Source organism: Aquitalea sp. ASV11, assembly GCF_016429185.1.
Classification (GTDB): Bacteria; Pseudomonadota; Gammaproteobacteria; order Burkholderiales; family Chromobacteriaceae; genus Aquitalea; species Aquitalea pelogenes.
In genome coordinates, this window is record NZ_JAELUD010000004.1 from 40,238 (window position 1) to 65,948 (window position 25,711).

Annotated in this window: 24 protein-coding genes; 10 read left to right on the plus strand and 14 right to left on the minus strand. The window is 58.1% G+C overall.

Features of this window, described 5'->3' with window-relative positions; all coding sequences use genetic code 11:
- Positions 1-69: 69 nt before the first annotated feature.
- Together JHD62_RS02630 and rmuC are read right to left on the minus strand one after the other, a co-directional pair.
- Entirely contained in the window at positions 70-324 is a 255-nt protein-coding gene (locus JHD62_RS02630; protein ID WP_045846938.1) for a hypothetical protein, read from the minus strand.
- 113 nt (positions 325-437) lie between these two features.
- Positions 438-1,919 (minus strand): DNA recombination protein RmuC, encoded by a 1,482-nt coding sequence (gene rmuC / locus JHD62_RS02635; RefSeq protein ID WP_233160554.1) that lies wholly within the window; start codon positions 1,917-1,919, stop codon positions 438-440.
- Positions 1,920-2,143: 224 nt separating this feature from the next.
- On the opposite strand from rmuC, the gene gdhA reads away from it, so the two are divergent.
- Together gdhA and JHD62_RS02645 are read left to right on the plus strand one after the other, a co-directional pair.
- Positions 2,144-3,481 (plus strand): NADP-specific glutamate dehydrogenase, encoded by a 1,338-nt coding sequence (gene gdhA, locus JHD62_RS02640; protein WP_199101654.1) that lies wholly within the window; start codon positions 2,144-2,146, stop codon positions 3,479-3,481.
- A 97-nt stretch (positions 3,482-3,578) separates the two neighbouring features.
- Positions 3,579-4,265, plus strand: a complete 687-nt coding sequence (locus JHD62_RS02645; protein ID WP_199101655.1) for a hypothetical protein — start codon at positions 3,579-3,581, stop codon at positions 4,263-4,265.
- A 19-nt stretch (positions 4,266-4,284) separates the two neighbouring features.
- Here the strand turns inward: JHD62_RS02645 and recJ are convergent, their stop codons facing one another.
- A complete protein-coding gene (gene recJ, locus JHD62_RS02650) occupies positions 4,285-5,976 on the minus strand; it encodes a single-stranded-DNA-specific exonuclease RecJ (RefSeq protein ID WP_199101656.1) in 1,692 nt (563 codons plus the stop codon).
- Positions 5,977-5,983: 7 nt separating this feature from the next.
- Positions 5,984-6,997: a hypothetical protein gene (locus JHD62_RS02655; protein WP_199101657.1), complete on the minus strand. Its 1,014-nt coding sequence runs from the start codon at positions 6,995-6,997 to the stop codon at positions 5,984-5,986.
- 227 nt (positions 6,998-7,224) lie between these two features.
- Here JHD62_RS02655 and JHD62_RS02660 point away from each other — a divergent pair, with 227 nt between their 5' ends.
- The 5 genes from JHD62_RS02660 to JHD62_RS02680 all read left to right on the plus strand — a co-directional run bounded on the left by JHD62_RS02660 (position 7,225) and on the right by JHD62_RS02680 (position 14,789).
- The gene (locus JHD62_RS02660; protein WP_233160556.1) at positions 7,225-8,343 is read left to right on the plus strand and encodes an anhydro-N-acetylmuramic acid kinase; all 1,119 of its coding nucleotides are present in this window, start codon (positions 7,225-7,227) and stop codon (positions 8,341-8,343) included.
- A gap of 96 nt (positions 8,344-8,439) precedes the next feature.
- The gene (locus tag JHD62_RS02665; protein WP_199101658.1) at positions 8,440-10,740 is read left to right on the plus strand and encodes a DNA translocase FtsK; all 2,301 of its coding nucleotides are present in this window, start codon (positions 8,440-8,442) and stop codon (positions 10,738-10,740) included.
- Positions 10,741-10,810: 70 nt separating this feature from the next.
- Complete coding sequence (hemH, locus tag JHD62_RS02670; protein WP_199101659.1) at positions 10,811-11,899, plus strand: ferrochelatase; 1,089 nt, start codon at positions 10,811-10,813, stop codon at positions 11,897-11,899.
- 193 nt (positions 11,900-12,092) lie between these two features.
- Positions 12,093-13,310: a branched-chain amino acid ABC transporter substrate-binding protein gene (locus JHD62_RS02675; protein ID WP_045846930.1), complete on the plus strand. Its 1,218-nt coding sequence runs from the start codon at positions 12,093-12,095 to the stop codon at positions 13,308-13,310.
- Between the two features lie 276 nt (positions 13,311-13,586).
- Positions 13,587-14,789 (plus strand): branched-chain amino acid ABC transporter substrate-binding protein, encoded by a 1,203-nt coding sequence (locus tag JHD62_RS02680; RefSeq protein ID WP_199101660.1) that lies wholly within the window; start codon positions 13,587-13,589, stop codon positions 14,787-14,789.
- Positions 14,790-14,854: 65 nt separating this feature from the next.
- Here JHD62_RS02680 and JHD62_RS02685 read toward each other — a convergent pair whose 3' ends face one another.
- The 3 genes from JHD62_RS02685 to JHD62_RS02695 are packed head-to-tail and all read right to left on the minus strand — an operon-like array spanning position 14,855 to position 16,794.
- Positions 14,855-15,667, minus strand: a complete 813-nt coding sequence (locus tag JHD62_RS02685; protein ID WP_199101661.1) for a crotonase/enoyl-CoA hydratase family protein — start codon at positions 15,665-15,667, stop codon at positions 14,855-14,857.
- Between the two features lie 12 nt (positions 15,668-15,679).
- Positions 15,680-16,159, minus strand: coding sequence for a DUF4442 domain-containing protein (locus tag JHD62_RS02690; protein WP_233160557.1), 480 nt, complete (start codon positions 16,157-16,159; stop codon positions 15,680-15,682).
- A 44-nt stretch (positions 16,160-16,203) separates the two neighbouring features.
- Positions 16,204-16,794 (minus strand): TetR/AcrR family transcriptional regulator, encoded by a 591-nt coding sequence (locus JHD62_RS02695; RefSeq protein WP_199101663.1) that lies wholly within the window; start codon positions 16,792-16,794, stop codon positions 16,204-16,206.
- A 118-nt stretch (positions 16,795-16,912) separates the two neighbouring features.
- Between JHD62_RS02695 and dapF the strand changes: the two genes are divergently transcribed.
- The 3 genes from dapF to JHD62_RS02710 are packed head-to-tail and all read left to right on the plus strand — an operon-like array spanning position 16,913 to position 18,994.
- The gene (dapF, locus tag JHD62_RS02700) at positions 16,913-17,743 is read left to right on the plus strand and encodes a diaminopimelate epimerase (protein ID WP_045846925.1); all 831 of its coding nucleotides are present in this window, start codon (positions 16,913-16,915) and stop codon (positions 17,741-17,743) included.
- A gap of 37 nt (positions 17,744-17,780) precedes the next feature.
- Positions 17,781-18,428 (plus strand): DUF484 family protein, encoded by a 648-nt coding sequence (locus tag JHD62_RS02705; RefSeq protein ID WP_045846924.1) that lies wholly within the window; start codon positions 17,781-17,783, stop codon positions 18,426-18,428.
- Positions 18,425-18,994, plus strand: a complete 570-nt coding sequence (locus JHD62_RS02710) for a hypothetical protein (protein WP_199101664.1) — start codon at positions 18,425-18,427, stop codon at positions 18,992-18,994. Before JHD62_RS02705 ends, JHD62_RS02710 begins: the two co-directional genes overlap by 4 nt.
- Before the next feature lie 68 nt (positions 18,995-19,062).
- Here JHD62_RS02710 and aroF read toward each other — a convergent pair whose 3' ends face one another.
- From aroF to serC, 7 genes are all read right to left on the minus strand, one after another.
- Positions 19,063-20,070: a 3-deoxy-7-phosphoheptulonate synthase gene (gene aroF, locus JHD62_RS02715; RefSeq protein WP_233160559.1), complete on the minus strand. Its 1,008-nt coding sequence runs from the start codon at positions 20,068-20,070 to the stop codon at positions 19,063-19,065.
- A gap of 90 nt (positions 20,071-20,160) precedes the next feature.
- A complete protein-coding gene (locus JHD62_RS02720) occupies positions 20,161-20,739 on the minus strand; it encodes a hypothetical protein (protein WP_199101666.1) in 579 nt (192 codons plus the stop codon).
- A 36-nt stretch (positions 20,740-20,775) separates the two neighbouring features.
- On the minus strand, positions 20,776-21,363 hold the full coding sequence (locus tag JHD62_RS02725) for a TIGR00730 family Rossman fold protein (protein ID WP_199101667.1): 588 nt from the start codon (positions 21,361-21,363) through the stop codon (positions 20,776-20,778).
- A gap of 62 nt (positions 21,364-21,425) precedes the next feature.
- A complete protein-coding gene (gene pheA / locus JHD62_RS02730; RefSeq protein ID WP_199101668.1) occupies positions 21,426-22,499 on the minus strand; it encodes a prephenate dehydratase in 1,074 nt (357 codons plus the stop codon).
- Positions 22,500-22,503: 4 nt separating this feature from the next.
- Positions 22,504-23,091, minus strand: coding sequence for an O-methyltransferase (locus JHD62_RS02735; protein ID WP_199101669.1), 588 nt, complete (start codon positions 23,089-23,091; stop codon positions 22,504-22,506).
- Positions 23,092-23,217: 126 nt separating this feature from the next.
- Complete coding sequence (locus JHD62_RS02740; protein ID WP_199101670.1) at positions 23,218-24,441, minus strand: MFS transporter; 1,224 nt, start codon at positions 24,439-24,441, stop codon at positions 23,218-23,220.
- Between the two features lie 128 nt (positions 24,442-24,569).
- Positions 24,570-25,655 carry a 3-phosphoserine/phosphohydroxythreonine transaminase gene (gene serC, locus JHD62_RS02745; protein ID WP_045846916.1) on the minus strand — a complete coding sequence of 362 codons (1,086 nt, stop codon included), beginning with the start codon at positions 25,653-25,655 and terminating at the stop codon, positions 24,570-24,572.
- Positions 25,656-25,711: the final 56 nt, after the last annotated feature.

Here is a 25,711-nt window from a genome sequence, read left to right on the forward strand (position 1 = left end):
TCTGGCCACCCATGCATGAAAAAAGCCCTGCATTGCAGGGCTTTTTATTGAAATGCTCAAGCAAGACGCTCAGGCGATTTCTTTTTCACGCTGATACATGGCGTAGCTGAAAATCGGCCAGCCGGAAGCCAGAGCCTGTTCCAGGGTCAGTTGCTGCGGCTGCCAGTGTTCCGGCTGCTCGTCGTCAAATTCACCGAAAACATCATACAGCGTAGCCGACAGTACATCGTCCAGCTCATCAGCCGACTTCATCTCAACAATAATGAAGTCATACATTTTTTCCCATTCGCTGGAATTGCGCATCGGAACCTTGAAGAACACCATACTGATACTCCTGTTTGTCATGCTGGCCGCAAGAAGGCTGCGGTCATGCTTGCTGATTTAACGGCGCTATCTTAACCATTTGGCGCAAATAGTTCACCTCCAAATGCGCGCATTCATTCATCACCTCCCTCTTCTGCCGTATCACTCAGCAGGTGTCCGGGGAGTTGCTTGTTATGCTTGATTCCCATCTTGCGCAGACGCTCGGCACTGGACAGCAGATTGCCGCGTCCGGACGACAGCTGACGCATGGCATCGCCAAAAACCTCACGGGTGCTGTCCAGTTGCTTGCCCAGTTTTTCCATATTGCCGACAAAGCCGGCGAACTTGTCGTACATGGCGCCACTTTGGCGGGCAATTTCCTGAGCGTTCTGGTTCTGGTACTCATAGCGCCAGATGCTGGCCACAGTGCGCAGCGTTGCCAGCAAGGTGCTGGGGCCGACAATCATGATGCGGCGTTCAAAAGCCTCATTAAACAGACTCATGTCGTGTTGCACGGCCAGCAGGTACGCGGGCTCCACCGGGATGAACATGAAGATAAAATCCACGGTATTGAGCCGGTACAGGTCTTGATAACGCTTTTCCGACAGGCTGCGGATATGCTGGCGAATGGCCGCCACGTGTGCTTTGATGGCCTGTTCGCGCGTATCTTCATCACTGGCTGCCACATAGCGCACATAGGCGTTAAGGCTGACTTTGGAATCAACAACCAGTTGCTTGCCTTCCGGCAGGTCGATAACCACATCGGGCTGGTAACGTTTCAGGCCATCTTCTGTTTCCAGTACATCAGACACCTGAACCCGGTATTCGCGATCCCGGCTCAGGCCCGACGTTTCCAGCACCTTCTCCAGCACCATCTCCCCCCAGTTGCCCTGGGCCTTGTTGTTGCTGCCAGTCAGTGCCTGGGTCAGGGCAATGGCGTCCTGATTCAGGCGGGTATTCATTTCTTGCAGGCGGCGCAATTCCTGCTCCAGGCTCAGGCGTTCCTTGGAGTCCTTGTCGTAAGTGTCCTGCACCAGTTTGCCAAAACCCTGTATGCGTTCGTGCAACGGGACCAGCATGGCCCCAAGGCTTTGCTGATTCTGTTCGGCAAAGCGTTTGGACTTTTCTTCCAGAATGTCATTGGCCAGCGCCTTGAACTGATTGCTCAGCGTTTCTTTGGCCTCGGTCAGCAAGGCCAATTTCTCCGCCGCTTGCTGCCTCTCCATTTGCAGCATGGTTTGCAGCTCTTGCTCCCGGTTGCTCAACCGGACCAGCTCCTGCGCTTGCTGTTGAAGTTGCTGGCCTTGCCGCTGCCAGTCATTGCGGGTTTGCTCCAGCTGACGGGCCTGCTCCTGCTTGCTGGCCCAATGCACGGCTGTTTGTTGCTGTGCTTCAGCCAACTGCGCCCGCAAGTCGTTCAGCTCCCGGGATTGGGCATCAAATTGCCGGCCTAACTGCTGCAATGATTCCTGCAGCGCTTCCTGCCTGGCTTGCATGCCTGCCTCTTGCTGCAACCATTGCTGACGCTCGGTTGCGCTGCGCTGCTGCACCCGGAAACAGGCCAGCAAGCTGGCTACCGAGCCTAGCAACAACACACCCATTATCAGTTCTGTCATGATTTTCTTTGCTGCAGGATGACAATCAGCCCAGCATAGCGAACAAGATTGATTTTGTACATATTCATGCTACAGCACTGCGATTCGATATGGCAGCTTCCTGGAAAATTCTCCGGGCATGTCTCGTTTATTCCGATTTTGTGCTGTTGAACGACTTGGCAGACTTACCCTGCCCCTTTGCTGGCTAAACTCGTGCTTTCGAAAACTCGCCATTCTCATACGCCATGTTCGATAGCACGCTTTTCCTTGAGCACCTGCGCCAGCGCAATCCCCATCAGCCGGAATACCTGCAAGCTGTCCACGAGGTATTTGACAGTTTGCAACCCTTCTTGCGGCAGCATCCGCACTACACCGATCAGGCCTTGCTGGAACGTCTGACGGAGCCTGAACGCATCATCATGTTCCGCGTGTGCTGGACGGATGATCAAGGCAGGGTCCAGGTCAATCGCGGATACCGGGTGCAACACAGCATGGCCATTGGTCCGTACAAGGGCGGGATACGTTTTCATCCTTCGGTCAATCTGTCTGTTCTCAAGTTTCTGGCCTTTGAACAAACACTGAAAAATGCACTGACCACCCTGCCCATGGGCGGTGCCAAAGGCGGGTCGGACTTCGATCCCAAGGGCAAGAGCCCGGCAGAAGTCATGCGATTTTGCCAGGCATTTGCCTGCGAGCTTTACCGTCATATTGGTGCTGATACCGACGTCCCGGCGGGTGATATCGGCGTTGGCGGGCGAGAGGTTGCTTATATGGCCGGCATGGTGAAAAAGCTGGGCAACCGCGCAGACTGTGTATTTACCGGCAAGGGACTGAGTTTTGGCGGTTCGCTGATGCGACCGGAAGCCACCGGATTCGGCACCGTGTATTTTGCGCAGGAAATGCTGAAGACACGTGGCTTGTCACTGGAAGGGATGCGGGTGAGTGTTTCGGGTTCCGGCAACGTGGCGCAATACGCCATTGCCAAGGCCATGGAGCTGGGGGCCAAGGTAGTGTCTGCTTCCGATTCCAGTGGCACGGTACTGGATGAGCAGGGCTTCACCCCGGCAAAGTTGACCGAGCTGATGGAGGTGAAGAACCGTCATTACGGGCGAATCAGCGACTATGCAGCACGACTCGGCCTGCCGTTCTTGTTGGGCAAACGGCCCTGGCAAATACCAGTGGATGTTGCGCTACCCTGCGCCACGCAGAACGAACTGGATGAAGAAGACGCGCGCTGCCTGATTGAAAACGGGGTGTGTTGCGTAGCCGAAGGTGCCAATATGCCGTCCACCTGGCAAGCCGTTCAGTGCTTCGAGCAGGCTGGCATCCTGTATGCGCCCGGCAAGGCCAGCAATGCCGGTGGTGTGGCTACGTCAGGGCTGGAAATGAGCCAGAATGCGGCGCGATTGAGCTGGACACATGGCGAAGTGGATGCACGCCTGCATGCCATCATGCAAGGTATTCATCAGGCCTGTGTCAACCACGGGCGGGGAGAGGATGGCCGTGTCAGCTATGTCCGCGGCGCGAATATTGCCGGGTTCGCCAAAGTGGCGGATGCCATGCTGGCGCAAGGGCTGATCTGATATAACCCTGGCTTGCTGGCTGACAAAAACCGGAATCCGGCGCGATAATCCGGTTTTCCCTCAGGCAGGCACCTTGATGCGCCCTTTCTTGATAATCATGCTGCTGACCAGTCCTGCCTGGGCTGATGCCCCTCCTCTGCCTGCCCATTTGCAGCTGGCCCGGCAACTGCTTGCAGAGGTCAGCCCCGAGCACAACAGTTATCAGCATCATGGCTGGGTACGTTGGCAAGGCGATGCGGGCTTGCTGGGCCGCGCCGAATACAGCGCGGTACAAACGGATTGCAGTGGTTTGCTTGATGCCATTTTCCAGCGTACCGACAGCCTGGTGCTGGATGGGGTACGCAGGACTTACTGGAAGGAATACCCCAAGGCCGAGAATTACTACACGGCAATTGCCGCTGGTCAGGGCTTTGTCCGGCGCGAGCACATGCAGGATGTTGAAGCCGGCGATGTTTTTGCAGCGCGTTATCTGCATGCCAAGGACACCGGCCACGTGATGATCGTCAACAGCAAACCGCAAGTGCTGAACCCTCCACAACCACCTTTGCAGCCGGGAACCACTCAGTGGTTGGTGGAGGTCATCGATTCGGCAGGTGCGCACTGGAAGGGCGATACTCGCTACAGGGAAGATGGCAGCAAGCAAACCGGTATCGGGCGCGGTTTGGTACGCATTTACACCCGCGAAGACGGCAGTCTGGCTGGCTGGGCCTGGTCTGCTGGCCCGGCCAGCAAGTTTCGTGACGACGACCAGCTGGCCATCGGTCAACCGCTTTATCCGCAGTAATCGTCACATCCGGACAGCATCACTCCGCTGTCGTCCAGTGCTGCAGGTAAATCTGCAATTCCTTGCGTCCTTGCCATTCATTGGCCACCAGCTGATACACCGCATTGATATTGTCAGGCAGCCAGTCCACCTGATTGAACAGCATGGCGTCGAACTCCTGCCCTTGCTTGGCAATCCGTAATTTAAGATGTTTGTCTCCCACCACGCGCTGGCTCATCACGGCAAAGCGGTCGTGGAAATACGGCACCGGAAAGCCCTGCCCCCACACTTCTGCGGCCAGTTCTTCGGCAAACGGCAGATGCAGCTCGCGCGCATCCAGGCTGCCGTCGGTTTCGATGGTGCGGGTGAGCTGGTTTTCGTCCAGCAACTCGCGTGCCACTTGTTCGAATGCCTGCTGGAATTCGGCAAACCGTGCTTCTGCCAGCGTCATGCCGGCTGCCATGGCATGGCCGCCAAACTTGAGGATCAAACCCGGGTGGCGCTTGTACACCAAGTCCAGCGCATCGCGCAGATGAAAGCCGGGAATGGAGCGGCCCGAACCCTTGATCTCGCCTTCATCGCCCGGCGCAAACACGATGGCCGGACGATGAAAACGCTCTTTCAGGCGCGAGGCAACAATGCCGACCACGCCCTGATGCCAGTCATCCCGGTACAGGGTAAGGGTGTAGCGGTCTGCCGGGTCGATGCTGGAGAGTACCGCCAGCGCTTCGTCCTGCATGCCATGCTCGATGACCCGGCGCTCGCGGTTCAGCCGGTCCAGCTCTTGCGCCAGTGTCATGGCCTGGCTTTCCGTGCCGGATAGCAGGCAGGCGATGCCCAGGCTCATATCATCCAGCCGCCCGGCCGCATTCAGCCGGGGACCAAGAGTAAATCCCAAATCAAAGGTGTTGGCCTTGTAATGTGCACGTCCGGCAATGCGGAACAGTGCGGCAATGCCAGGCACCATGCGGCCGCTACGCATGCGGCGCAGGCCGTTTTCCACCAGGATGCGATTGTTCTGATCCAGTCGTACCACGTCCGCCACCGTACCCAGTGCCACGTAGTCCAGCAATTCGCCCAGATTGGGTTCTGTCCGCCCGGCATAGATGCCGCGCTGGCGTTGCTCGGCGCGCAAGGCCAGCAACACATAAAACATCACTCCTACCCCGGCCAGGTGCTTGGAGGGGAATTCGCAGCCCGGCTGGTTGGGGTTGACGATCAAGGCCTGCGGCAAGGTGTCGCCAGGCAGGTGATGGTCGGTAATCAGCACTTCGATGCCCAGCGCACGTGCGCGCTCCACCCCAGCCACGCTGGCGATGCCGTTATCGACGGTGACGATGATGTCGGGTTTGCTTTGCGCGGCCAGGTCGACAATTTCCGGCGTCAGGCCGTAACCGTATTCAAAGCGGTTGGGCACGATGAAATCCACCTTGCCGCCCAGCATGGACAGGCCTTTCACCGCCACCGAGCAGGCAGTTGCGCCATCAGCGTCATAGTCGGCCACCACCAGCATGCGCTGCCCGGCGGCAATGGCGTCGGCCAGACGGCTGGCCATGGCGGTGATGTTCTTCATGCTGTGATAAGGCAGCAGGGCCTTGAGGCTGTAGTCCAGCTCATCCGACCCGGCAATGCCGCGGGCGGCATACAGCCTGGCCATCAAGGGACTCAGGCCCTGGGCAACCAGGGTGGCATGATGTTGGTCTGGAATATTGCGGGTGACTATGCGTGACATGAAGCTCTCAATACAGGGTGGCGGGCGATTGCGGGCGTTGCCAGAATTTCCACAAATCACGGCGGCAAATGCGCAGCTTGAAGCCGGCAGCCCCATGGCATTGCAGCTGCAGTTCGCTGATTCTGCCTTGCTTCAGTGCTTGCAGCAGCGGCTGGAACCAGTCGGTTTCCACGCGCTGCAATTGCTCGCGCCAGCCCCAGGCATCACGGTATTGCGCTGCCGACAGCAAAGCATCCTGCACTACCACAACATGATTATTGGCTGGCAGTGTTGTGCAGCGCGCCATCAGGCCGGAAAAGTCATAGGGCATGGCATCCGTGGGGCAGTCGGCCTGCTGCTGCAAGATGGGGTCATCGCTTAGCAACAGATCTGCCCGCGGCTGATCGGCAAGCTGGCTTGCTGCTGCACCATCCCCCCACAGCCAGACGCTGTTGACCGCCAGCTCGCCCTGCATTTCGCGGGCATCATTCACCGGATGGGTATAAAGCAGCATCTGCATCTCGTTGAGCAAACGGCTCCAGTGCAAACCACGCTCGCCTGCGGGCAGGTGTTCATTCACGTTTTCACCTACTGCATCCTGCAGCGGAGTGAATTGCGCCTGACTGGGCCCTGGCAATTGCAGCAACCAGCGCCCCGGTTCGATGGCATGGAAGGTCAGGCCGTCTTCGGCAAAGTGCCGGTTCAGGCTTTGTACCATGGCATCGGCCTCATCCTGCGACAGCCGCATCACCCCGATATCGGCCAGCAAGGCACGGTCGCGATCAATGCGCACGTGTACCGGGTCTGCCATCAGCCAGGCATCGCCTGTCAGGCCGGCATGCTTTGCCAGTTCGCGCGCCAGTCCATGTAAAGGGAAACCGCCAACCCGGCCATACAGCTCGGTCAGCGACAAGGCCTGGCCATGCCTGTGGCCACGGCCCAGCAGGCAAGACAAAGCGGGCAGCGACAGCCCGCGGCAAACTTCGGCGCCATCATGGACGTCCAGCCAGGCAAGTCCTGGCATCAGCAGGGTGAGCTTCATGAGTCCGTTATTTCAAATCGGCAAAGCAGCTGGCAATCGCCCGGCTGCTAGCAGTGACAAGTAGGCTGACCAGGCAAGGCACTCCGGTTTGCGACTGGAAATGTCTGCAATGCATGGCAAACCCTGTATATTGCAGTGCAACTGCAAGGCAGGCAGCAAAGTGCGGGATTATCGCAAACTGCCGGGATTACCGCAAAACCGCCTGTGCCTCGCTACACGATGCCCTGATGAAAAGCCGACACGACATGATTGAACGCTATATCGGACTGATGTCCGGCACCAGCCTGGATGGCGTGGATGCCGTCCTGCTGGAAATGGATGCCCAAGGCAAGCCGCATGTAGTGGAAGACAGTTTCCTGCCCTTCCCTGCTGGCCTGCGTGAACAGGTCTTGCAGTTGCAAGCCATCGGACACAACGAACTGGACCTTGCCGCGCGCCTGGCGAATGCGCTGGCACGAATTTATGCGGATGTTGTAGCGCAATTGCTGGGCAAGGCCGCCCTGCCCGCTGCAGCAATTCGCGCCATCGGCTGCCACGGCCAGACCATTCGCCATGCCCCGCATGCCGCTTACACCTTGCAGATTGGCAACCATGCCTTGCTGGCAGAGCTGACCGGCATTGACGTGATTGGTGATTTCCGCAGCCGCGATGTGGCTGCCGGTGGCCATGGCGCCCCACTGGTTCCGGCCTTTCATCAGGATGTGTTTGCCAGTGACACGGAAAACCGGGTCATCCTGAATATCGGCGGCATCAGTAATCTGACAAGGCTGCATCGCAGCCTGCCGGTGATCGGCTTTGACTGCGGGCCAGGCAATATGCTGCTGGATGCCTGGTGCCAGCGCCACACCGGCAAGGCTTATGACGCCAATGGCGACTGGGCCGCCAGTGGTCGCTTGCACCTGCCCTTGCTGCAACAGATGCTGGCCGATGACTATTTCAAACTCCCGCCGCCCAAAAGCACCGGCCGTGACCTGTTTGACCTCAACTGGCTGGAGCAGCAGCTTGCCGCCTGGCCAGCCCTGGATGCAGCAGATGTCCAGCACACACTGCTGCAATTGACTGCGCACAGCATTGCCGGCGAAGTTCGCCGCCACTGCCCACAAACGCAGAGCATGCATGTCTGTGGTGGCGGTGCGCACAATGCGGCATTGATGCAGGCACTGCAACAACAACTGCCGGATCTCCGTATCTGCAGTACGGCCGAACTCGGTTTGCCGGTGCATCAGGTAGAAGCGGCTGCATTTGCCTGGCTGGCCTGGCGCTTTTCTCATCGCCTGCCCGCCAACCTGCCCGAGGTGACCGGTGCCGCCGGCTTGCGCGTGCTCGGTGCGCTCTACCCAGCCTGAAAGCCTTGTCTCAACAGCAAAGCCTGACAACAGCAAGCGCGCCAAACGGCCTTGTCAGGCTATAATCACCCCCTGTCCTAGCCTTAAACGAGAAAAATGCGACTTTTCAAAAGAAAGGCCGTCGTCAAGAACAGCCAGACACCACTGCCCCCCAAGCTTGCCAGCCTGCTGCGTGAAGCATGGTGGTTGCTGATGGCGGTGGCTGCGGTCTACCTGGTACTGGTATTGGCCAGCTATTCACCACAAGACCCTTCCTGGTCGCACAGCTCATCCGACCCCACGGTGCGCAATTACGGCGGTGCCTTTGGCGCCTGGCTGTCAGACATGCTGCTTTATATCTTCGGCTTGTCAGCCTGGTGGCTGGTGGTGTTCTGCCTGGTTGCCATTGCCTGGGGCTACCGTCGCATGGAAACCCTGGGGTTTCGCCTGAATCCGATGACGCTGGCGGCCATGGGTGGCTTTTTCCTGTTGCTGCTGTCCAGTGCCAGTGTCGAAGGCATAGTGCTGGCCGGCAAACAGCTCAAGTTGCCTTTGTCCCCTGGCGGCATGCTGGGCCACTGGCTGGGCAAGGCGCTGGCGCATGGCCTGGGTCAATCCGGGGCTTACCTGTTGCTGTCGGTAACGGCAGCCATCGGGTTCTCACTGTTTACCGGCCTGTCCTGGCTGGACATCATGGAAAAAATCGGCGGCACGCTGGAAGATGGCGTGCTCAAGGTGCGGCATGCCTGGCAGGCCCGCAAGGACCGGGAAATCGGCCGCGAAACCGCGCAGCAGCGTGAAGTCAAAGTCAGCAGCGAAAAGAAAAAGCAGGAAGACAAACCTCCAGTCCGCATTGAAACCACTACGGCGGAGATTCCTGTTTCGCCCAAAGCACAAAAACCGGTACAGCAGTCGCTGTTTGCCGACCCCAATAGCGGCGAGCTGCCCGGCCTGAGCCTGCTGGAAGCCCCCAAAGACCAGCACGAGCCGGTTTCTGCCGAGACCGTCGAGTACACCTCCCGTCTGATCGAGCGCAAGCTGGCCGACTTTGGCGTGGACGTCAAAGTGATTGCCGCCTACCCCGGCCCGGTGATTACCCGTTACGAAATCGAACCGGCCGTGGGCGTCAAGGGCGCGCAAATCGTCAACCTGATGAAAGACCTGGCTCGCGCGCTGTCACTGGTATCGGTGCGGGTGGTGGAAACCATTCCGGGCAAGACATACATGGGCCTGGAGCTACCCAACCCCAAACGGCAGATCGTCCGCCTGTCGGAAATCATCGGCTCGGATGGTTACCAGAACATGAGTTCCCGTCTGGCTATCGCTGTCGGCAAGGATATTGCCGGTCAGCCGGTGTCGGTTGATCTGGCCAAGATGCCGCATGTACTGGTGGCTGGTACCACGGGCTCGGGTAAATCGGTCGCCATCAATGCGATGATCCTGTCCTTGCTGTACAAATCCACCGCACGGGAAGTCCGCCTGATCATGGTCGACCCCAAGATGCTGGAGCTGTCGGTCTACGAAGGCATTCCGCATCTGCTGGCACCGGTGGTGACCGACATGAAACAGGCTGCCAATGCGCTTAACTGGTGCGTGGGTGAAATGGAACGGCGCTATCGCCTGATGTCCAAGCTGGGCGTGCGCAATCTGGCTGGTTACAACCAGAAGATCAAGGACGCGGAAAAGACCGGCGAAAAGATTCCCAATCCTTTCAGTCTTACGCCTGAAGCACCTGAGCCGCTGGATACCCTGCCCCTGATCGTGGTGGTGATTGACGAGCTGGCCGACCTGATGATGGTGGCGGGCAAGAAAATCGAAGAGCTGATTGCCCGGCTGGCACAAAAAGCCCGCGCCGCAGGCATTCACCTGATTCTGGCCACCCAGCGCCCGTCGGTTGATGTGATTACCGGCCTGATCAAGGCCAACATCCCCACCCGTATCGCGTTTCAGGTTTCCAGCAAGATCGACAGCCGTACCATTCTGGACCAGATGGGCGCAGAAACCCTGCTGGGACAGGGCGACATGCTGTACCTGCCGCCAGGCTCCGGCTACCCGAACCGGGTGCATGGTGCATTTGTGGCTGATGAAGAAGTCCATCATGTGGTGGAATTCCTGAAAACCACCGGCGAGCCGGATTACATCGAAGGCATACTCAGCGGTCAGGCCGAAGCCGATGAAGCAGGCGTACCCGCTGGCGGCGATGTGGATGGCAGCGGTGAAGCCGATCCACTGTATGACGAAGCCGTGGCCATCGTGGTCAAAACCCGCAAGGCGTCCATTTCTTCGGTGCAACGCCATTTGCGCATCGGTTACAACCGCGCGGCCCGCCTGATCGAGCAAATGGAAATGGCAGGCCTGGTTTCTGCAATGGAAACCAATGGCAACCGCACGGTGCTGGCACCAGCACGCGACGACTAAGCTGTAATCAACTTTTCAGACTGCCGGCCCGGTGCCGGCAGTCACAACCTGTACAGGTAGCGAGAACCCCATGTCCGGATACCTTCCAGAACCACCATTCAGCCACGACCAACAAGCTCGCATCGGCATTCTGCTGATCAATCTGGGCACGCCCGAAGCGCCCACCGAGCAGGCGGTACGCCCTTATCTGAAGCAGTTCCTGTCCGACACCCGTGTCATTGAAATCCCCAAGGCCATCTGGTGGCTGATTCTGAACGGCATCATCCTCAATACCCGTCCGAAGCAGTCGGCAGAAAAATATGCCAGCATCTGGCGGCCGGATGGTTCGCCCTTGTTCACCTACACCCGCAAACAAACCAGCCTGCTCAAAGGCCTGCTGGGTGAGCGGGGGCTGCGCAATGTGGTGGTGGATTTCGCCATGCGTTACGGCCAGCCTTCGGTCGAGTCCGCCATCATGAAAATGCGTGCCCAGGGTGTGGACCGGCTGCTGGTGATTCCGCTCTACCCGCAATACGCCGGTTCATCCAGTGCAACGGCGCTGGATGATGTCTACCGGGTACTGATGAAGCTGCGCAACATGCCGGAATTGCGCACCGTACGTCACTTCCACGATGACGCGGCGTATATCGACGCACTGGCACACAAGGTGCAAGCGCACTGGCAAGTGCATGGTCGCCCGGAAAAGCTGTTGATGAGTTTTCACGGCGTGCCCCGCTTCACCCTGGACAAAGGGGACCCCTACCACTGCGAATGCCTGAAAACCGGACGCCTACTGGCCGAAAAGCTGGGATTGAGTCGGGAACAATATGTGGTGAGTTTCCAAAGCCGTTTTGGCCGGGCGGAATGGATCCAGCCTTATACCAGTGCAACGCTGGAAAAACTGGGTAAGGAAGGCTGTAAACGGCTGGACGTGATTTGTCCGGGATTTGTCGCAGACTGTCTGGAAACGCTGGAAGAAATAGCCATGGAAGGCAAACACACCTTCCAGCAAGCCGGCGGAGGGGATTTCCGCTACATCGATTGCCTCAATGACGACCCGCAGTGGATTGCAGCGTTGGCAGGTATTGTGGAGAAAAATCTCCAAGGCTGGCAGGAAGTTATAGAACAAGATGCCACAATGCGCCAGCAGCGTGCGCAAGCGCTTGGTGCAGCCCGTTGAAGGGATAAAAAATAATTTGTCCGCCAATGAATAAACCCCGTTGACACCCGCGCAAACTGCTCCTCATAATCAGCGCAGCTGGTGGCCATTCCATAAGAATGGCCTGAATCAGTAAAGGGTAAAGTCTGAATTTTAATCAGGCTGCCCGCAGAGATCGCCAAGTCTACATAGATAAGATCAGGGGAAATAAAATATGAATAAGTATGCTCGTCTGAGCCTCATCGCTGCCGCTGCCATGACCCTGGCTGCTTGTGGCAAACAAGAGCAACCGGCTGCCGGTGCAGCTTCTGCTCCTGCTGCTGCCGCAACCGGCGGTGACGTTACCGTCAAGATCGGTCAAGTATCCCCCATGTCCGGCCCGATTTCGCATCTGGGCAAAGACAATGAATTTGGCGCCAAGCTGGCCATTGAAGACCTGAACGCCGAAGGCGTTGAGATCGGTGGCAAGAAAGTCAAATTCGAACTGGTTTCCGAGGATGACCAGGGCGATCCGAAAATCGGTACCCAGGTTGCCCAGCGCCTGGTAGATGCTGGTGTCGTTGGCGTGGTAGGTCACCTGAATTCCGGTACCACCATCCCGGCTTCCAAGATCTACTCCGACGCCGGCCTGCCGCAGATCTCCCCGTCCGCTACCAACCCGGACTACACCAAGCAAGGTTTCAAGACCACCTTCCGCGTGATTGCCAACGACGTACAACAAGGTACTGCGCTGGGTCAATTTGCTGCTGATGGCCTGAAAGCCAAGAAGGTTGCCATTATTGACGACCGTACTGCCTATGGTCAGGGTCTGGCTGACGAGTTTGAAAAAGCCGTCAAGGCCAAGGGTCTGGAAGTGGTCAAGCGTGAATTCACCACCAACACCGCTACCGACTTCAACGCCATTCTGACCTCCATCAAGGCTACCAAGCCGGATGTCATCTTCTACGGCGGCATGGACGCACAAGCTGGCCCGCTGGCCAAGCAAATGGACCGTCTGGGCATCAAGGCCAAGCTGATGGGTGGTGATGGCTGGCAGACTCCGGAATTCATCAAGCTGGCTGGCTCCGCTTCTGAAGGTCAATACTCCTCCAGCTGCGGCGTTCCGCGCGACAAGATGCCGGGTTTTGCTGCCTTCAACGACAAGTTCAAGGCCAAGTTCAACACCGAAGTACAAATCTACGCACCGTATGAGTACGATGCCGTACGCGTACTGGTTGATGCCATGAAGCGTGCCAAGTCCACCGATCCGAAGGTATACCTGCCTGAAGTCGGCAAGACTGACTACACCGGCGTGACCGGCAAGATTGCCTTTGACGACAAGGGCGACATCAAGAACGGTGCCGTTACCGTGTATCAGGTCAAGAACGGCAAGTGGGAAGTGGTATCCACCGTTGGTGGCAGCGCACCGGCAGCAGCCAGCGCAGCTCAGTAATTCCAGTATCACCCCGAAAAAGCGCAGCCCAGGCTGCGCTTTTTTTGTTTCTGCTGCTGCCAGGCACGGACAAACCGGAGCCAATCTGATATGGATCAGCCACAGAGGTTGACGAAATGCTGCAGAACAACAAAAATGGGCGGGTCAGTGGCGTCGATTGTATCCAGTCAGCGCCATCAACAGACCCCACCACCCCCGGGGTGTGCTGACATGAAATGCCAAAAGCTTTCGTGGCGAATGACCCTTATCAAATTCTAATTAGACCAGGGCATTTCCATGTATCTCCCACGTATTACCCTTATCACCGCCGCCGTACTGGTGCTGACTGCCTGTAACAAGCAAGACGCTGCCGCCCCGCAACAAAACGCATCTGCCGCTGCTGGCGCAAGCGATGCTGTCGTCGTGAAGATTGGTTCTGCCAATCCGCTGACCGGCCCGTTTGCACACTGGGGCCGTGATGCCGACAATGGCGTCAAGCTGGCCGCCGAAGAAGCCACTGCTGAGAACCTGAAACTGGACGGCAAGCCGGTCAAGTTCGAAGTGGTTTCGGAAGATGACCAGGCCGACCCGAAAACCGCCACCCAGGTAGCGCAACGCTTTGTCGATAGCAAGGTTGCCGGTGTAATCGGCCACCTGACCTCCGGCGCAGCCATTCCGGCATCCAAAATCTATTCGGATGCCGGCATTCCGATGATTGCCGGTTCGGTGACCAGCCCCAAGTTCACCGAGCAAGGTTTCAAGAACACCTTCCGCATCATTGCCAATGACCAGCAGCAGGGACAGGCGCTGGCCAAATTTGCCGTGAGCGACCTGAAGCGCAGCCGCATTGCCATCATTGATGACCGCACCACCTATGGCCAGGGCCTGGCGGATGACTTTGCCAAATCGGTAGAAGCTGCCGGCGGCAAGGTGATCAAGCGCGAATTCACTACCAACAGTGCCACCGACTTCATGTCCATCCTCACCTCCATCAAGGGTGAAAAGCCGGATCTGGTGTTCTACGGCGGCATGGACGCGCAAGCCGGCCCGATGGTCAAGCAGATGCGCAAGCTGGGCATCACCGCCGACTATATGGGTGCTGACGGTGTGAATACCGCCGAATTCGCCAAACTGGGTGGCAAGGACGCCGAAGGCAGCTATGCCTCCAGCGCCGGCGCCCCCAAGGAAAGCATGCCCGGTTTTGCGGCATTCAACGACAAGTTCAAAAAACGCTTCAATGCCGACATCCAGGCCTACGCACCGTACACCTACGATGCTACCCGCGTGATGATCGAAGCGATGAAGCGCGCAGGCTCGGCCGACCCGGCCAAGTATCTGCCGGAAATTGCCAAGACCAAGCTGCAAGGCGTTACCGGCGATATCGCTTTTGATCCCAAGGGCAATATCGTCAACGGCACTGTTTCCCTGTATCAGCTGAAAAACGGCAAGTGGGAATCGGTGGCCAAGCCTGCCGCAACGGCAGCCAGCGCAGCACAATAAGCGCGATCCTGATCCAAACAAAAACGGCAGCCACAAGCTGCCGTTTTTGTTGATGGCCCACTGGCTCAGTCGCGGAAGCTTGCCGTCTGCCGCGTCATCGACGCCATGGCTGCCTTCTGGATGTCTTCCGACAGCAGCATGGCCGCATTCCAGGTGGCCACATGATTCAGGCTGTCCGCCACGCTATGATCGCGCGAGTAGTTCAGCATTTCCTTGCTGCCACGCACAGCCAGCGGCGATTTGCTTGCCATCAGCGCCGCCGTTTCCAGCGCAGCTGTCAGCACGCTATTGGCATCAGGCAATACACGATTGACCAGGCCAAAGCGCAATGCCTCTTCTGCCGTGACATCCCGGCCGGTAAGCGCCATTTCCCTGGCAATCCCCTGCCCGACCACGCCAGGCAAGCGCTGCAAGGTACCAACGTCGGCCACCATGCCGATATCCACTTCGCGCACGGCAAATACCGCATCTGCTGCAGCAAAGCGGAAGTCAGCCGCCAGCGCAATATCCAGCCCGCCGCCAAGGCAGGCACCATGAATGGCGGCCACCACCGGTTTGCGACAGCGCTCCAGGCTGGATACATTGTCCTGCAATTGCAAAATCAGTCGACGCAGTTTCTCGCGCTGACGTCCTTCGCATTCATCGGCAATGGCACCCTGAATGCCCAACAGCATGGACAGGTCGATACCGGAACAGAAATGCCTGCCCTGCCCGGCCAGCACTACCGCGCGTACCGCAGGCTCAGCATCTGCCCACTCCATGACCGATTGCAGCTCTTGCCACATGGTCTGGTTCAATGCATTGGCCTTGTCCGCGCGATCAAAGCGCACCAGCGCCACCTTGCCCTGCAACTCAACGTCAAAAGTCTGCCATTGCATGCCTTGGCTCCTTTATTGTGGGCGCTTCTTGGGGACCCATGCCCACACCATTTCGCAGACCACCGGCGATTCGCCCGACTCGTCCGTCACCGTGACATCCACCAGCACATCACCTTTGTCGGTGTTGTACATGCTGCGAATCTGCTCGTCCGTCAGCGTGGCCACCGCCCGCATGTCGCCCTGCGCGCGCTTGACATAATTCACCTTCATCGACTTGAGCAGCATCAGCTTGTCATCCGGCACGTTCATGCCCACCACAAAGCCGCTAGCTGTTTCGGCCAGCAGCGCCATGGCGGCGGCATGCACGCCCTTGATATGGTTTTGCACCTTGCGCCGGTTGCGGATGGAAACAGTCAGGCTGGTATGCCCTGCTTGCTCAAAACGAATGCCGGATGTGGCCAGGAATGGCACAAAGCGACCGAATAACAAGGAAAGCACCGTGCTGCGCAGGCCGACTGGCAGTCTGCCCACTTTGTCGGCGATACGACTCATGCTGTTTTTCTGATAATCCATGCGTGTTAGCCCTCTGTTTTATGTCATGGAAGTGGAACATCCAGGCCCAGCAAGGCCCGAATCTGTATTTTCAAAACATCGATCACCGCCTGGTCGGTACGTGCCAGTTGCAAGCCTCCCTGCAAGGCTGCCAGCATCAGCAGGCCCATGGCTTCCGGCGTGCCGGCATAACGCATGCTGCCATCGGCACGACCGCGTGCGGCAATGCTGACCGCCCAGTCACGCATTTCATCGACAAAGGCATTGGCTTCCTGTTGCATTTCTTCCGGCAGGGTCTGGTATTCGGTCGTCAGGATGCCGCTGGGGCAGATTTGCTGATCGTGCTCGAAATAGGCATCGGTCAGGGTGTAGTACTGCTCCAGCTGCTGGGCAGGAGTCAGGGCCAGTTGCGCTTCGACAAAACGCTGAAAGCGGCGACGGTAACGCTGGATCAGTGCTACGCCAAGATCGGTTTTTTTGGGATAGTGATAATGAATGGCAGCGTTGCGCACACCCAGTGCCGAGCTGATGTGCTGGTAGCTGAAGGCGTTATAGCCACGCGTCAGCAACAGCTCCTCGGCAATGTCGAGAATGCGTTTGCTGGTATCGGTTTTGGCATCGGCAGCAGTTTTCATCAGCAAACTTTACTTACTGGTTAGTAAGGTGTCAATCGGATGGCTCCAGCGCTGGACAGGCATGGCATATCGGTTATGATGGACGGTATTTGGCCAACCCTGAGACCGGACTTTTCCGATGCGACTCAAATTCAGCAAGATGCATGGCCTGGGCAATGACTTCATGGTAATTGACGGTGTCAGACAAACCGTCTCCCTCGATACCGACAGAATCCGCCAGCTTGGCAATCGCCACTTCGGCATTGGCTTTGACCAGCTGCTGCTGGTGGAATCCCCCCAGGAAGAAAACAACGATTTCCGCTATCGCATTTTCAATAATGACGGCAGCGAAGTGGAACAATGCGGTAACGGCGCACGCTGTTTCGCCAAATTTGTCTGCGACCAGAAACTGACCAACAAGAAAGCCATCCGGGTTGAAACGGCCAAAGGCGTGATCATTCCGGAATACCTGGGCCAGAACCAGGCAGTGGTTGACATGGGAGTACCGCGCTTCCGTCCGCTGGAGATTCCTTTTGTGGCAGAAGGCGAAGCCATCACCTACCCGCTGGATACCGGCGGTTACAGCTGCGACATCAGTGTGGTTTCCATGGGGAACCCGCACGCAGTGCAGGTGGTCGATAGTGTCGATACTGCACCGGTGAAAGAGTTGGGTGCACTGATCGAAACCCACCACCGTTTCCCCGAAAAGGTGAATGCCGGGTTCATGCAGATTGTTTCGCGCCATGAAATCCGCCTGCGCGTATTTGAACGTGGCGCAGGCGAAACCCTGGCCTGCGGCACCGGAGCTTGTGCGGCAGTGGTGTCGGGCATCCGCCGCGGCTTGCTGGATAGCAAGGTGCTGGTGCATACCCGTGGCGGCGATCTGCAAATCGAATGGCATGGCGAAGGTCAGCCAGTGCGCATGACCGGCCCGGCCATGACGGTATTCCAGGGTGAAATCGAAGTCTGACTGATCGGTACACAGGCACACTACAAGGAGAATGTTGATGCAAAGCGATGAGGTTCTGGCCTTTCTGGATACGCACCCTGACTTCCTGCAGCACCATGCCGACCGCTTTGGCCTGCGCAGCCCGGCCACACAGGACCGGGTGGTGGTTTCGCTGGCTGACAGACAGATGCTGGAACTGAAGGACCGTAACCGTCAGCTGGAAGCGCGCCTGCATCAACTCATCCTCCATGGCGAAGCCAATGACCAGATCATTCACAGCGCCCACCGCCTGTCCCTGGTGCTGCAACGCTGTCTGAACCTGCAGCAGGTGGTGGATGGGCTGGCCAGCTGCTTCAAGCAGGATTTTTCGCTGGACCGCATGGCCTTGCGTCTGTGGCATCCGGCGGCCGAATCCTCTCCGCTCTACAATGCACGTCACGAAGTGCAGGCCTTGGCCCGCAACCTGTCCGCGCCCTACTGCGGCCCCTATGTCAATGACGAAGTCCTGGGCTGGTTCCCTGCCACACCGGTACTGCAATCATTCAGCCAGATTCCGCTGACCGATGTCAGTGGGGCGCGCTTTGGTTTGCTGGTCTTGGCCAGTGACGATGCGCAGCGCTTCACCTTCGACATGCACACCCACTATCTGGCCCAAATGGGCGAAATCATTTCCGCCGCCTTGCTGCGCGTATTGGGACAAGCATGACAGCAACCCTTGGAGGCTGGCTGCTGATCCTGCTGCTGCTGGCATATCTCCTGCACATACTCTGGCGTCAGATTGCAGCACGCAGCCCGGTTGCCATTGCCAGTTTCATCGCCGCGTATTTCGTACTGGCTGCATTTTTCCGCCTGAGTGAACCCTACACGCCGCTGCGCCCGGTCTGGCTGCCCTTTGTCTATAGCTACAGCTGGCTTGCCATCGCAGCAGCGCTCTGGTTGCCAGCCAGCGCCTGCCCGACCCGTCGCGGCTTATTGCTGCCTGCAGAGTCGCCACGTATCGCTGCCCTGCTGGTTTCACAACTGTGCTTTACCCTTGGCAGCCTGCTCACCGCTCCCGCACTGGAGTGGCGCCCAATGGCAGCTTACGTGATGCTGCCACCGCTGATGGCCGTACTCAGCTATCTGCTATACCGCGTGTTTCTGTTTTCCCTGCAGCGGAGCAAGGATGGCATATTGAGCTGGCGCTGCTTGCTCATCGGGACAATCGCCGCACCGATAGCCAGCATGTGGCTGGGTGGATGGATTGCGCCCATCCTGCTGGGATGGACCTGATAGCGCTCAAATAAAAAAACCGGCTTCTGCCGGTTTTTTATTATCTTGCAGATGAGGAACGGTGCTACTCAGGCGAGACTACGGCCGAGCGCCCCGGCCAGCACTGACAGCTGCTGCATCAGCTGGCTGAATTCAGCCGGATTTAGCGCCTGCTCGCCATCACACCAGGCATTGGCCGGGTCTGGATGAATATCCAGCATCAGCCCATCCGCCCCCGCTGCCAGCGCAGCCTTGGCTAGTGCAGGTACCATCCATGCCCTACCCGCAGCGTGACTAGGGTCGACAATCACCGGAAGGTGGGTTTCCCGCTTCATCACGCTAATTGCCGACAGGTCCAGCATATTGCGATAAGACGTTTCAAAGCTGCGCACGCCACGCTCACAGAAAATGATGTTGTGGTTGCCACCAGCAGCAATGTATTCCGCAGCCATCAGCCATTCGCTCAAGGTCGAGGATGGACCACGCTTCAGGATGACCGGTTTGTTGATGCGCCCTACCTCCTTGAGCAAGCCAACATTCTGCATATTGCGCGCGCCGATTTCGATGACATCAACGTCATACTCAAGAAAGGTGTCCAGCAGGCGCACATCCAGCAATTCGCTCACCATGGGCAGGCCCTGACGACGTGCCTCCTGCTGCAGGATATCCAGCCCCTCCACGCCAACGCCCTGGAATGCATAGGGACTGGTGCGCGGCTTGAACGCGCCGCCGCGCAGCAGTTTCCCGCCATGCTGACGCACCATCTGCGCGGACAGCGCCATCTGCTCCGGCGTTTCCACGGCAGCCGGGCCGGCAATCACATGAATGGCCGGGCCGCCGATGGACAGCCCGCGCACCTGCACCACACTGTCGGCAGGATGCACTTCGCGCGAGACAATGCGGTACTCCTTGACTACCCGCATCGCCCGCTCCACACCCGGCAACAGGGCAAAGGCATCCGGGCTGAATACCCGTTCATCCCCGACTGCGCCGATGATGGTGCGCTCGGTTCCGCGCGAGACGTGCTCGCTCAGGCCGGCAGCGCGAATCTTGTCCACCACCGCCTGAATGTGTTCATCCTTTGCGAAACGGTTCATCACGATAATCATGTTTATTTCCTGGCGATGGGATTGGTCTGGCTGTTATGGAGCCAGATTTTAGCAGAAGCAAGTCATGGGTACGGGCAGCTATTTACGCAAATGCTGCCATTGGCGGGACATGCGCCGGCCAAGGCGGGACCAGACCGAAGAGCGCCGCAGCCTGGCACGCACGGCATCCAGCAAGCGATGGGCAGCCTGCCAGGCAGGTGATGCGACAAGGCGATCGTGTATATAGTTTTTGAAGCGCATGAACAGCTGATAGGCACGGGCAAACCATTGCACGCGCATCAGCTGATTGCGGGTAAGGCTGAACAGCCGTGCAGCCACCGCGGTTCCCAGCAGCTTGGCCAGCAGAATAACCAGTAGGCCCAGCACTGCATGGCCGCGGCTGATCAGCAAGACTGCGGCCAGCTTGACCGGCAACAGCCCCAGCACCGGTAACAAAAACAGGCTGAGCGCCACCGGAGGTGTGGCACGTGCCACAGCAGCCTCCAGCTGGCGCAGTACCGGCCAGCGGCCCAGCCGGGCCAGCAAGTCGGACAATTCGTCCCAGGCGAATTCTTCAAAGGCAATCAGCAAGGCCGCCAACAGCACCAGCGGCCCTGTCAGCAAGCGACGCAAACGCCAGAGCAAGGTTTTACGCGTTGTCGCACGGTCATCATTCATGTCAAAACCCCTGGGGCGATGTCATGCCAGATGGGGTCAGGTCTTCGCCAGATCAAGCCATTTGGCGGTCTGTTTTGGCTGGTAAGCGCGCATGGCTTGCAATAACTGGCTGATATCAGCCGAATGGCTGAACAAATCCATATTGCCCTGCGGTACAAAGCCTTCAGTCACGGCATGGCGGCTGAGCGCAAGCAAAGGCTGGAAGAAGCCGGCAATATCCAGCAGGCCTACCGGTTTGTCGTGTACCGACAGCTGCGCCCAGGTCAGAATTTCAAACAACTCGTCAAAGGTGCCAAAACCGCCGGGCAAGGCAACAAAGCCGTCAGACAGTTCCGCCATCATGGCCTTGCGTTGATGCATGGTTTGCGTGACATGCAATTCCGTGAGCCCAAGATGGGCAACTTCCTTGGCCTTGAGAAATTCCGGAATCACCCCAATCACCTTGCCGCCAGCAGCCAGCGCGGCTTCGGCAGCCACGCCCATCAAACCGACCTTGCCAGCACCATACACCAGGGTGATGCCCTCTTCTGCCAGCGTGCGGCCAAATGCGGCAGCAGCGGCCTGGTATTCGGGGCGAACCCCTTTGTTGGAACCACAAAACAGACACAGGGACTTCATCAACATTCTCCAAAAAGAATAAAGCCGGGCGGATTACTCCAGCCCGGCTGTACTGATTACAGCAATTTTTACAGCACCGCTTGCGGATAGGAACCAAGCACTTTGACAAAGGAAGTCCGCTCCGACAGGCCGGCCAGCGCCGTCGCGACATTGGCATCGTCATGATGCCCTTCCATGTCGATAAAGAAGACGTAATCCCACAAACCGGCACGCGACGGGCGCGATTCGAACTTGGTCATTGATACGCCGTTGTCTGCCACCGGAGCCAGCAACTGATGTACCGCACCCGGTCGATTGGGTGCTGCCACCACGATGGATGTCTTGTCCTGCCCGGTCACGCCAACTTGCTGGTTGCCCAGCACCAGGAAACGGGTGGTGTTGTTCGGTTCGTCTTCGATGTTTTCCGCCAGCTTGACCAGGCCATAGCGCTCCGCCGCAGCCTGACCAGCAATGGCAGCGGCATTGGCATCTTCACCAGCCAGGCGGGCAGCCTCGGCATTACTGGCCACAGACACCCGTTCAACATGTGCTGGCAGGTTCTTGTTCAGCCATTCATGACATTGCGCCAGCGCCTGGGCATGGGCATATACCCGGGTGATGCCGTTCATGCCTTCCTGTTTGCGCAGCAGGTGATGATGAATACGCAGCACCACCTCACCGCAAATGCGCAGCGGGCTGCTGACCATCAAGTCCAGCGTGCGGCCAACCGCACCTTCGGTGCTGTTTTCTACCGGAGCCACCACATAATCCAGCGTGCGGGATTCCACCAGGCGGAAAGCCTCATCCACCGAGGCGCAGGCTACCGTACGCGCAGCATGGCCAAAATGCTTGATGGCAGCCAGTTGGGTGAAGGTGCCTTCCGGCCCCAGATAGGCAATGGACAAGGGCTTTTCCAGCGCCAGGCATTCGGACATCACCTCGCGGAACAAGCGAGCCACGCTTTCATTCGGCAAGGGGCCCGGATTAAGCTGCTGGATGCGGCGCAGCACCTGCGCCTCACGCTCCGGGCGATAAATGATGCCACCACCCTTGATTTCACCGATTTCACGGGCATGACTGGCGCGGCTGTTCAGCAGGTGGAGGATCTGGGCATCGATGGCGTCGATGGCATCGCGATGTTGCTTCAGCAGTTCTTCTGACACGTAATCAATCTTTCACTATGACAAACTGGCCTTTTCCAATGTGGTAAGTTTCCGCGAGATAGCCTTCCGTCGCAAGCACCTGTCGAATGAAATCTGCACATTCAGCCGCATGCGACAGGACATTATCCACCACGATCAGGCCGCCACGCCGCAGAATCCTGCACAAATCAGGCCAATAATCCATGTATCGGCTGCGATCTGCGTCCAGAAACACCACATCCACGCTGCTGTCAGCGGCCTCACGCAAGTAGGCAGAGGCGTCCTGGCAAAGCAGATCCACCTTGTGTTGCAAGGCAAATTCCTGCAAATGCTGGGCAGCTTGCTCTTGTTTCGCCGGCAAAATGTCCAGACTGGTGACCCGGCCATCCCGGTCGCGCAAGGCCAGCGCCAGCCACAGAGTGGAATAACCATTGGACGTGCCAATCTCCAGTACATGCTGCGGGTTGGCATGCCGCAACAGCTGGTAGAGGAAGCGCCCGGTATCCGGCGTGATGAACAGGTTTTTCAGTGCGCGTTCGGTGGTGGCGGCATCGTGATGCTCGCCCTCTTCCCAGATGGCATTCAAGCGGGCAAACAGTTCGGTACTCAGCATGCAAGCTCCTGACGCTTCAAAAACAGGCGGTTATCAAGTCGGAAAATGCCATGACAAAGCGTGGCTGCTGATACATCAACAGCAGTATCACCAGCAACAGGCCCAGCACGGCATACAAAACGGTTTTCATGCAGCTGCCTTGTCGGCGAAAGCAGCGGATGCCTGCTCGCGGATCGGCAGGTTGGCCAGCGCGGCCAGCACACCCAGCACAATGGCAATGCCCCATACGATGTTGTAATTGCCATTCAGGTCGTACAGCTTGCCTCCCAGCCATACGCCAAGAAAGCTGCCCACCTGGTGTGAGAAAAACACTGCACCGGACAGCATGCCAAGGTGCTGTACGCCAAACTGGCTGGCAATCACGCCGTTGGTCAGCGGTACGGTGGACAGCCATAAAAAGCCCATGACCGAGGCGAATACCAGCACTGACGGCACCGACAACGGCAGAACCAGGAATAGGCCGATGGCAATGCTGCGCGCCAGATAAATACCGGCCAGCAAGGGCGGCTTGGCAAAGCGGCTGCCGGCTTCGCCAAAGATGAAGGTGCCAAAGATGTTGAACAGACCGATCAAGGCCAGCGCCAGGCTGGCGATATTGCCACCCATGCCATGGTCACGCAGATAGGCAGGCAGATGCACGCCAATGAATACCACCTGAAAGCCGCAGACAAAATACCCGGCCATCAGCAGCCGGAAGCCTTTTTCGGTCCAGGCACGGGCAAAGGTATGCAGCATGCCCTGCAGCAGGTGTGGATGAGCCTGTGTCGGACCGGTTTGTGGCATGGATGCTGCCTGACGGGTCAGTGCACGTCCCAGTGGCAGCATCAGCAGCGCACAGCCACCCAGTACCAGCAAGGAGGGCAGCCAGCCCATGCCATCAATCAGCGAGCGTTCGATCGGCACCATGGCAAACTGACCGAATGAGCCGGCAGCGGCTGTCAGGCCCATGGCGCGGGAGCGATACGCAGCGGGCACGGTACGGCCCAGTACGCCAAAAATCACGCTATAGGTGGTGCCGGACAATGCCAGCCCCAGCAAGACACCGGCTGACAAGGAAAACAGGACGGGCGTGGCCGATACCGTCATCAGCAGCAAGCCCAATGCATACAGCAGGCCGCCACCCAGCAGCACTTTGCCTGGGCCGTGCCGGTCGGCCAGCGCTCCGGCAAACGGCTGAGCCAGGCCCCAGATCAGGTTCTGCATGCCCAGTGCAAATGCGAAGCTTTCGCGGGTCCAGCCAAAGGCGCTGGTCATGGGCGGCATGAAAAAGCCGAAGCCATGGCGAATGCCCATGGCCAGTGAAACGATGAGGCCGCCCGCAAGCAGCAAGCGTTGAATGGAGCGGTCCATGGAATGATTTCCGGTATTGTTATGGTCATCCATCATAAAACCGCAGCGCACAAGAAAAAACCCGTGTTGGTCACGGGTTTTTGCACACAGTGTAATGCAGGCAGAACAATCAAGCTGCCAGCTCCGCCTTAGCCGTTCTGGCGGGCGAAGTCCTGCATGAAACTGGCCAGTGCCTTCACGCCTTCAATCGGCATGGCGTTGTAAATGGAGGCACGCATGCCGCCAACCACGCGGTGGCCCTTGAGCTGGATCAGTCCGTTCTTGCGTGCTTCCATCATGAAGCTCTCTTCCAGTGCCTCGTCCTTCAGGCGGAACACCACATTCATGCGCGAACGGAAGGGCTCATCGATATGGGTAGTGTAGAAGCCTTCGCTGGCCTGGATGGTGTGATACAGCAGGCCGGCTTTTTCCGCATTGCGGCTTTCCATGCCCTTCACCCCGCCCTGCTGCTTCAGCCACTTGAACACCAGACCGGCGATATAGATGGGGTAAGTGGCCGGCGTGTTGTACATGGAGTCGGCGTCAGCATGTACCTGGTAGTTGAGCATGGTAGGCAGGTCGGCACGGGCGCGGCCCAGCAGGTCTTCACGCACCAGTAGCACCACCAGACCGGACGGGCCGATATTCTTTTGCGCGCCAGCATAGATCAGGCCGAACTTGCTGACATCCACTTCGCGCGACAGGAAGTCGGACGACATGTCACATACCAGTGGCACGCCCAGATCAGACGGGACAAAGGGGAATTGCAGGCCGCCGATGGTTTCGTTCGAGGTGTAGTGCAGATAGGCGGCGTTGGGGTCGCGCTGCCAGGTTTCCTCTGCCGGCACATAGGCAAAGTTGCGGTCTTCGCTGCTGGCCACCACGTTGACATTGCAATAACGACGCGCTTCCTTGATGGCCAGCTTGGACCAGTGCCCGGTATTGACGATGTCGACCGACTGTTTGTCGCCCAGCAAGTTGAGCGGCACCATGGAAAACTGCATGGAGGCGCCGCCTTGCAGGAACAGCACCTTGTAACCGGCTGGCACGTGCATCAGCTCGCGCAGATCCTGTTCGGCATCATGGATGATTTCCATGAATTCCTTGCCGCGATGGCTCATTTCCATCACGCACATGCCGGAGCCGTGCCAGTCCAGCATTTCACTTTGGGCTTGTGCCAGAACGTCGTGGGGCAAAACTGCCGGTCCGGCGGAAAAGTTATACACCTTGGCCATGTCTGTCCTCAGTCATTGCTTCAAACTTGCGGCACGACCAGATCAGGCCATGCCTG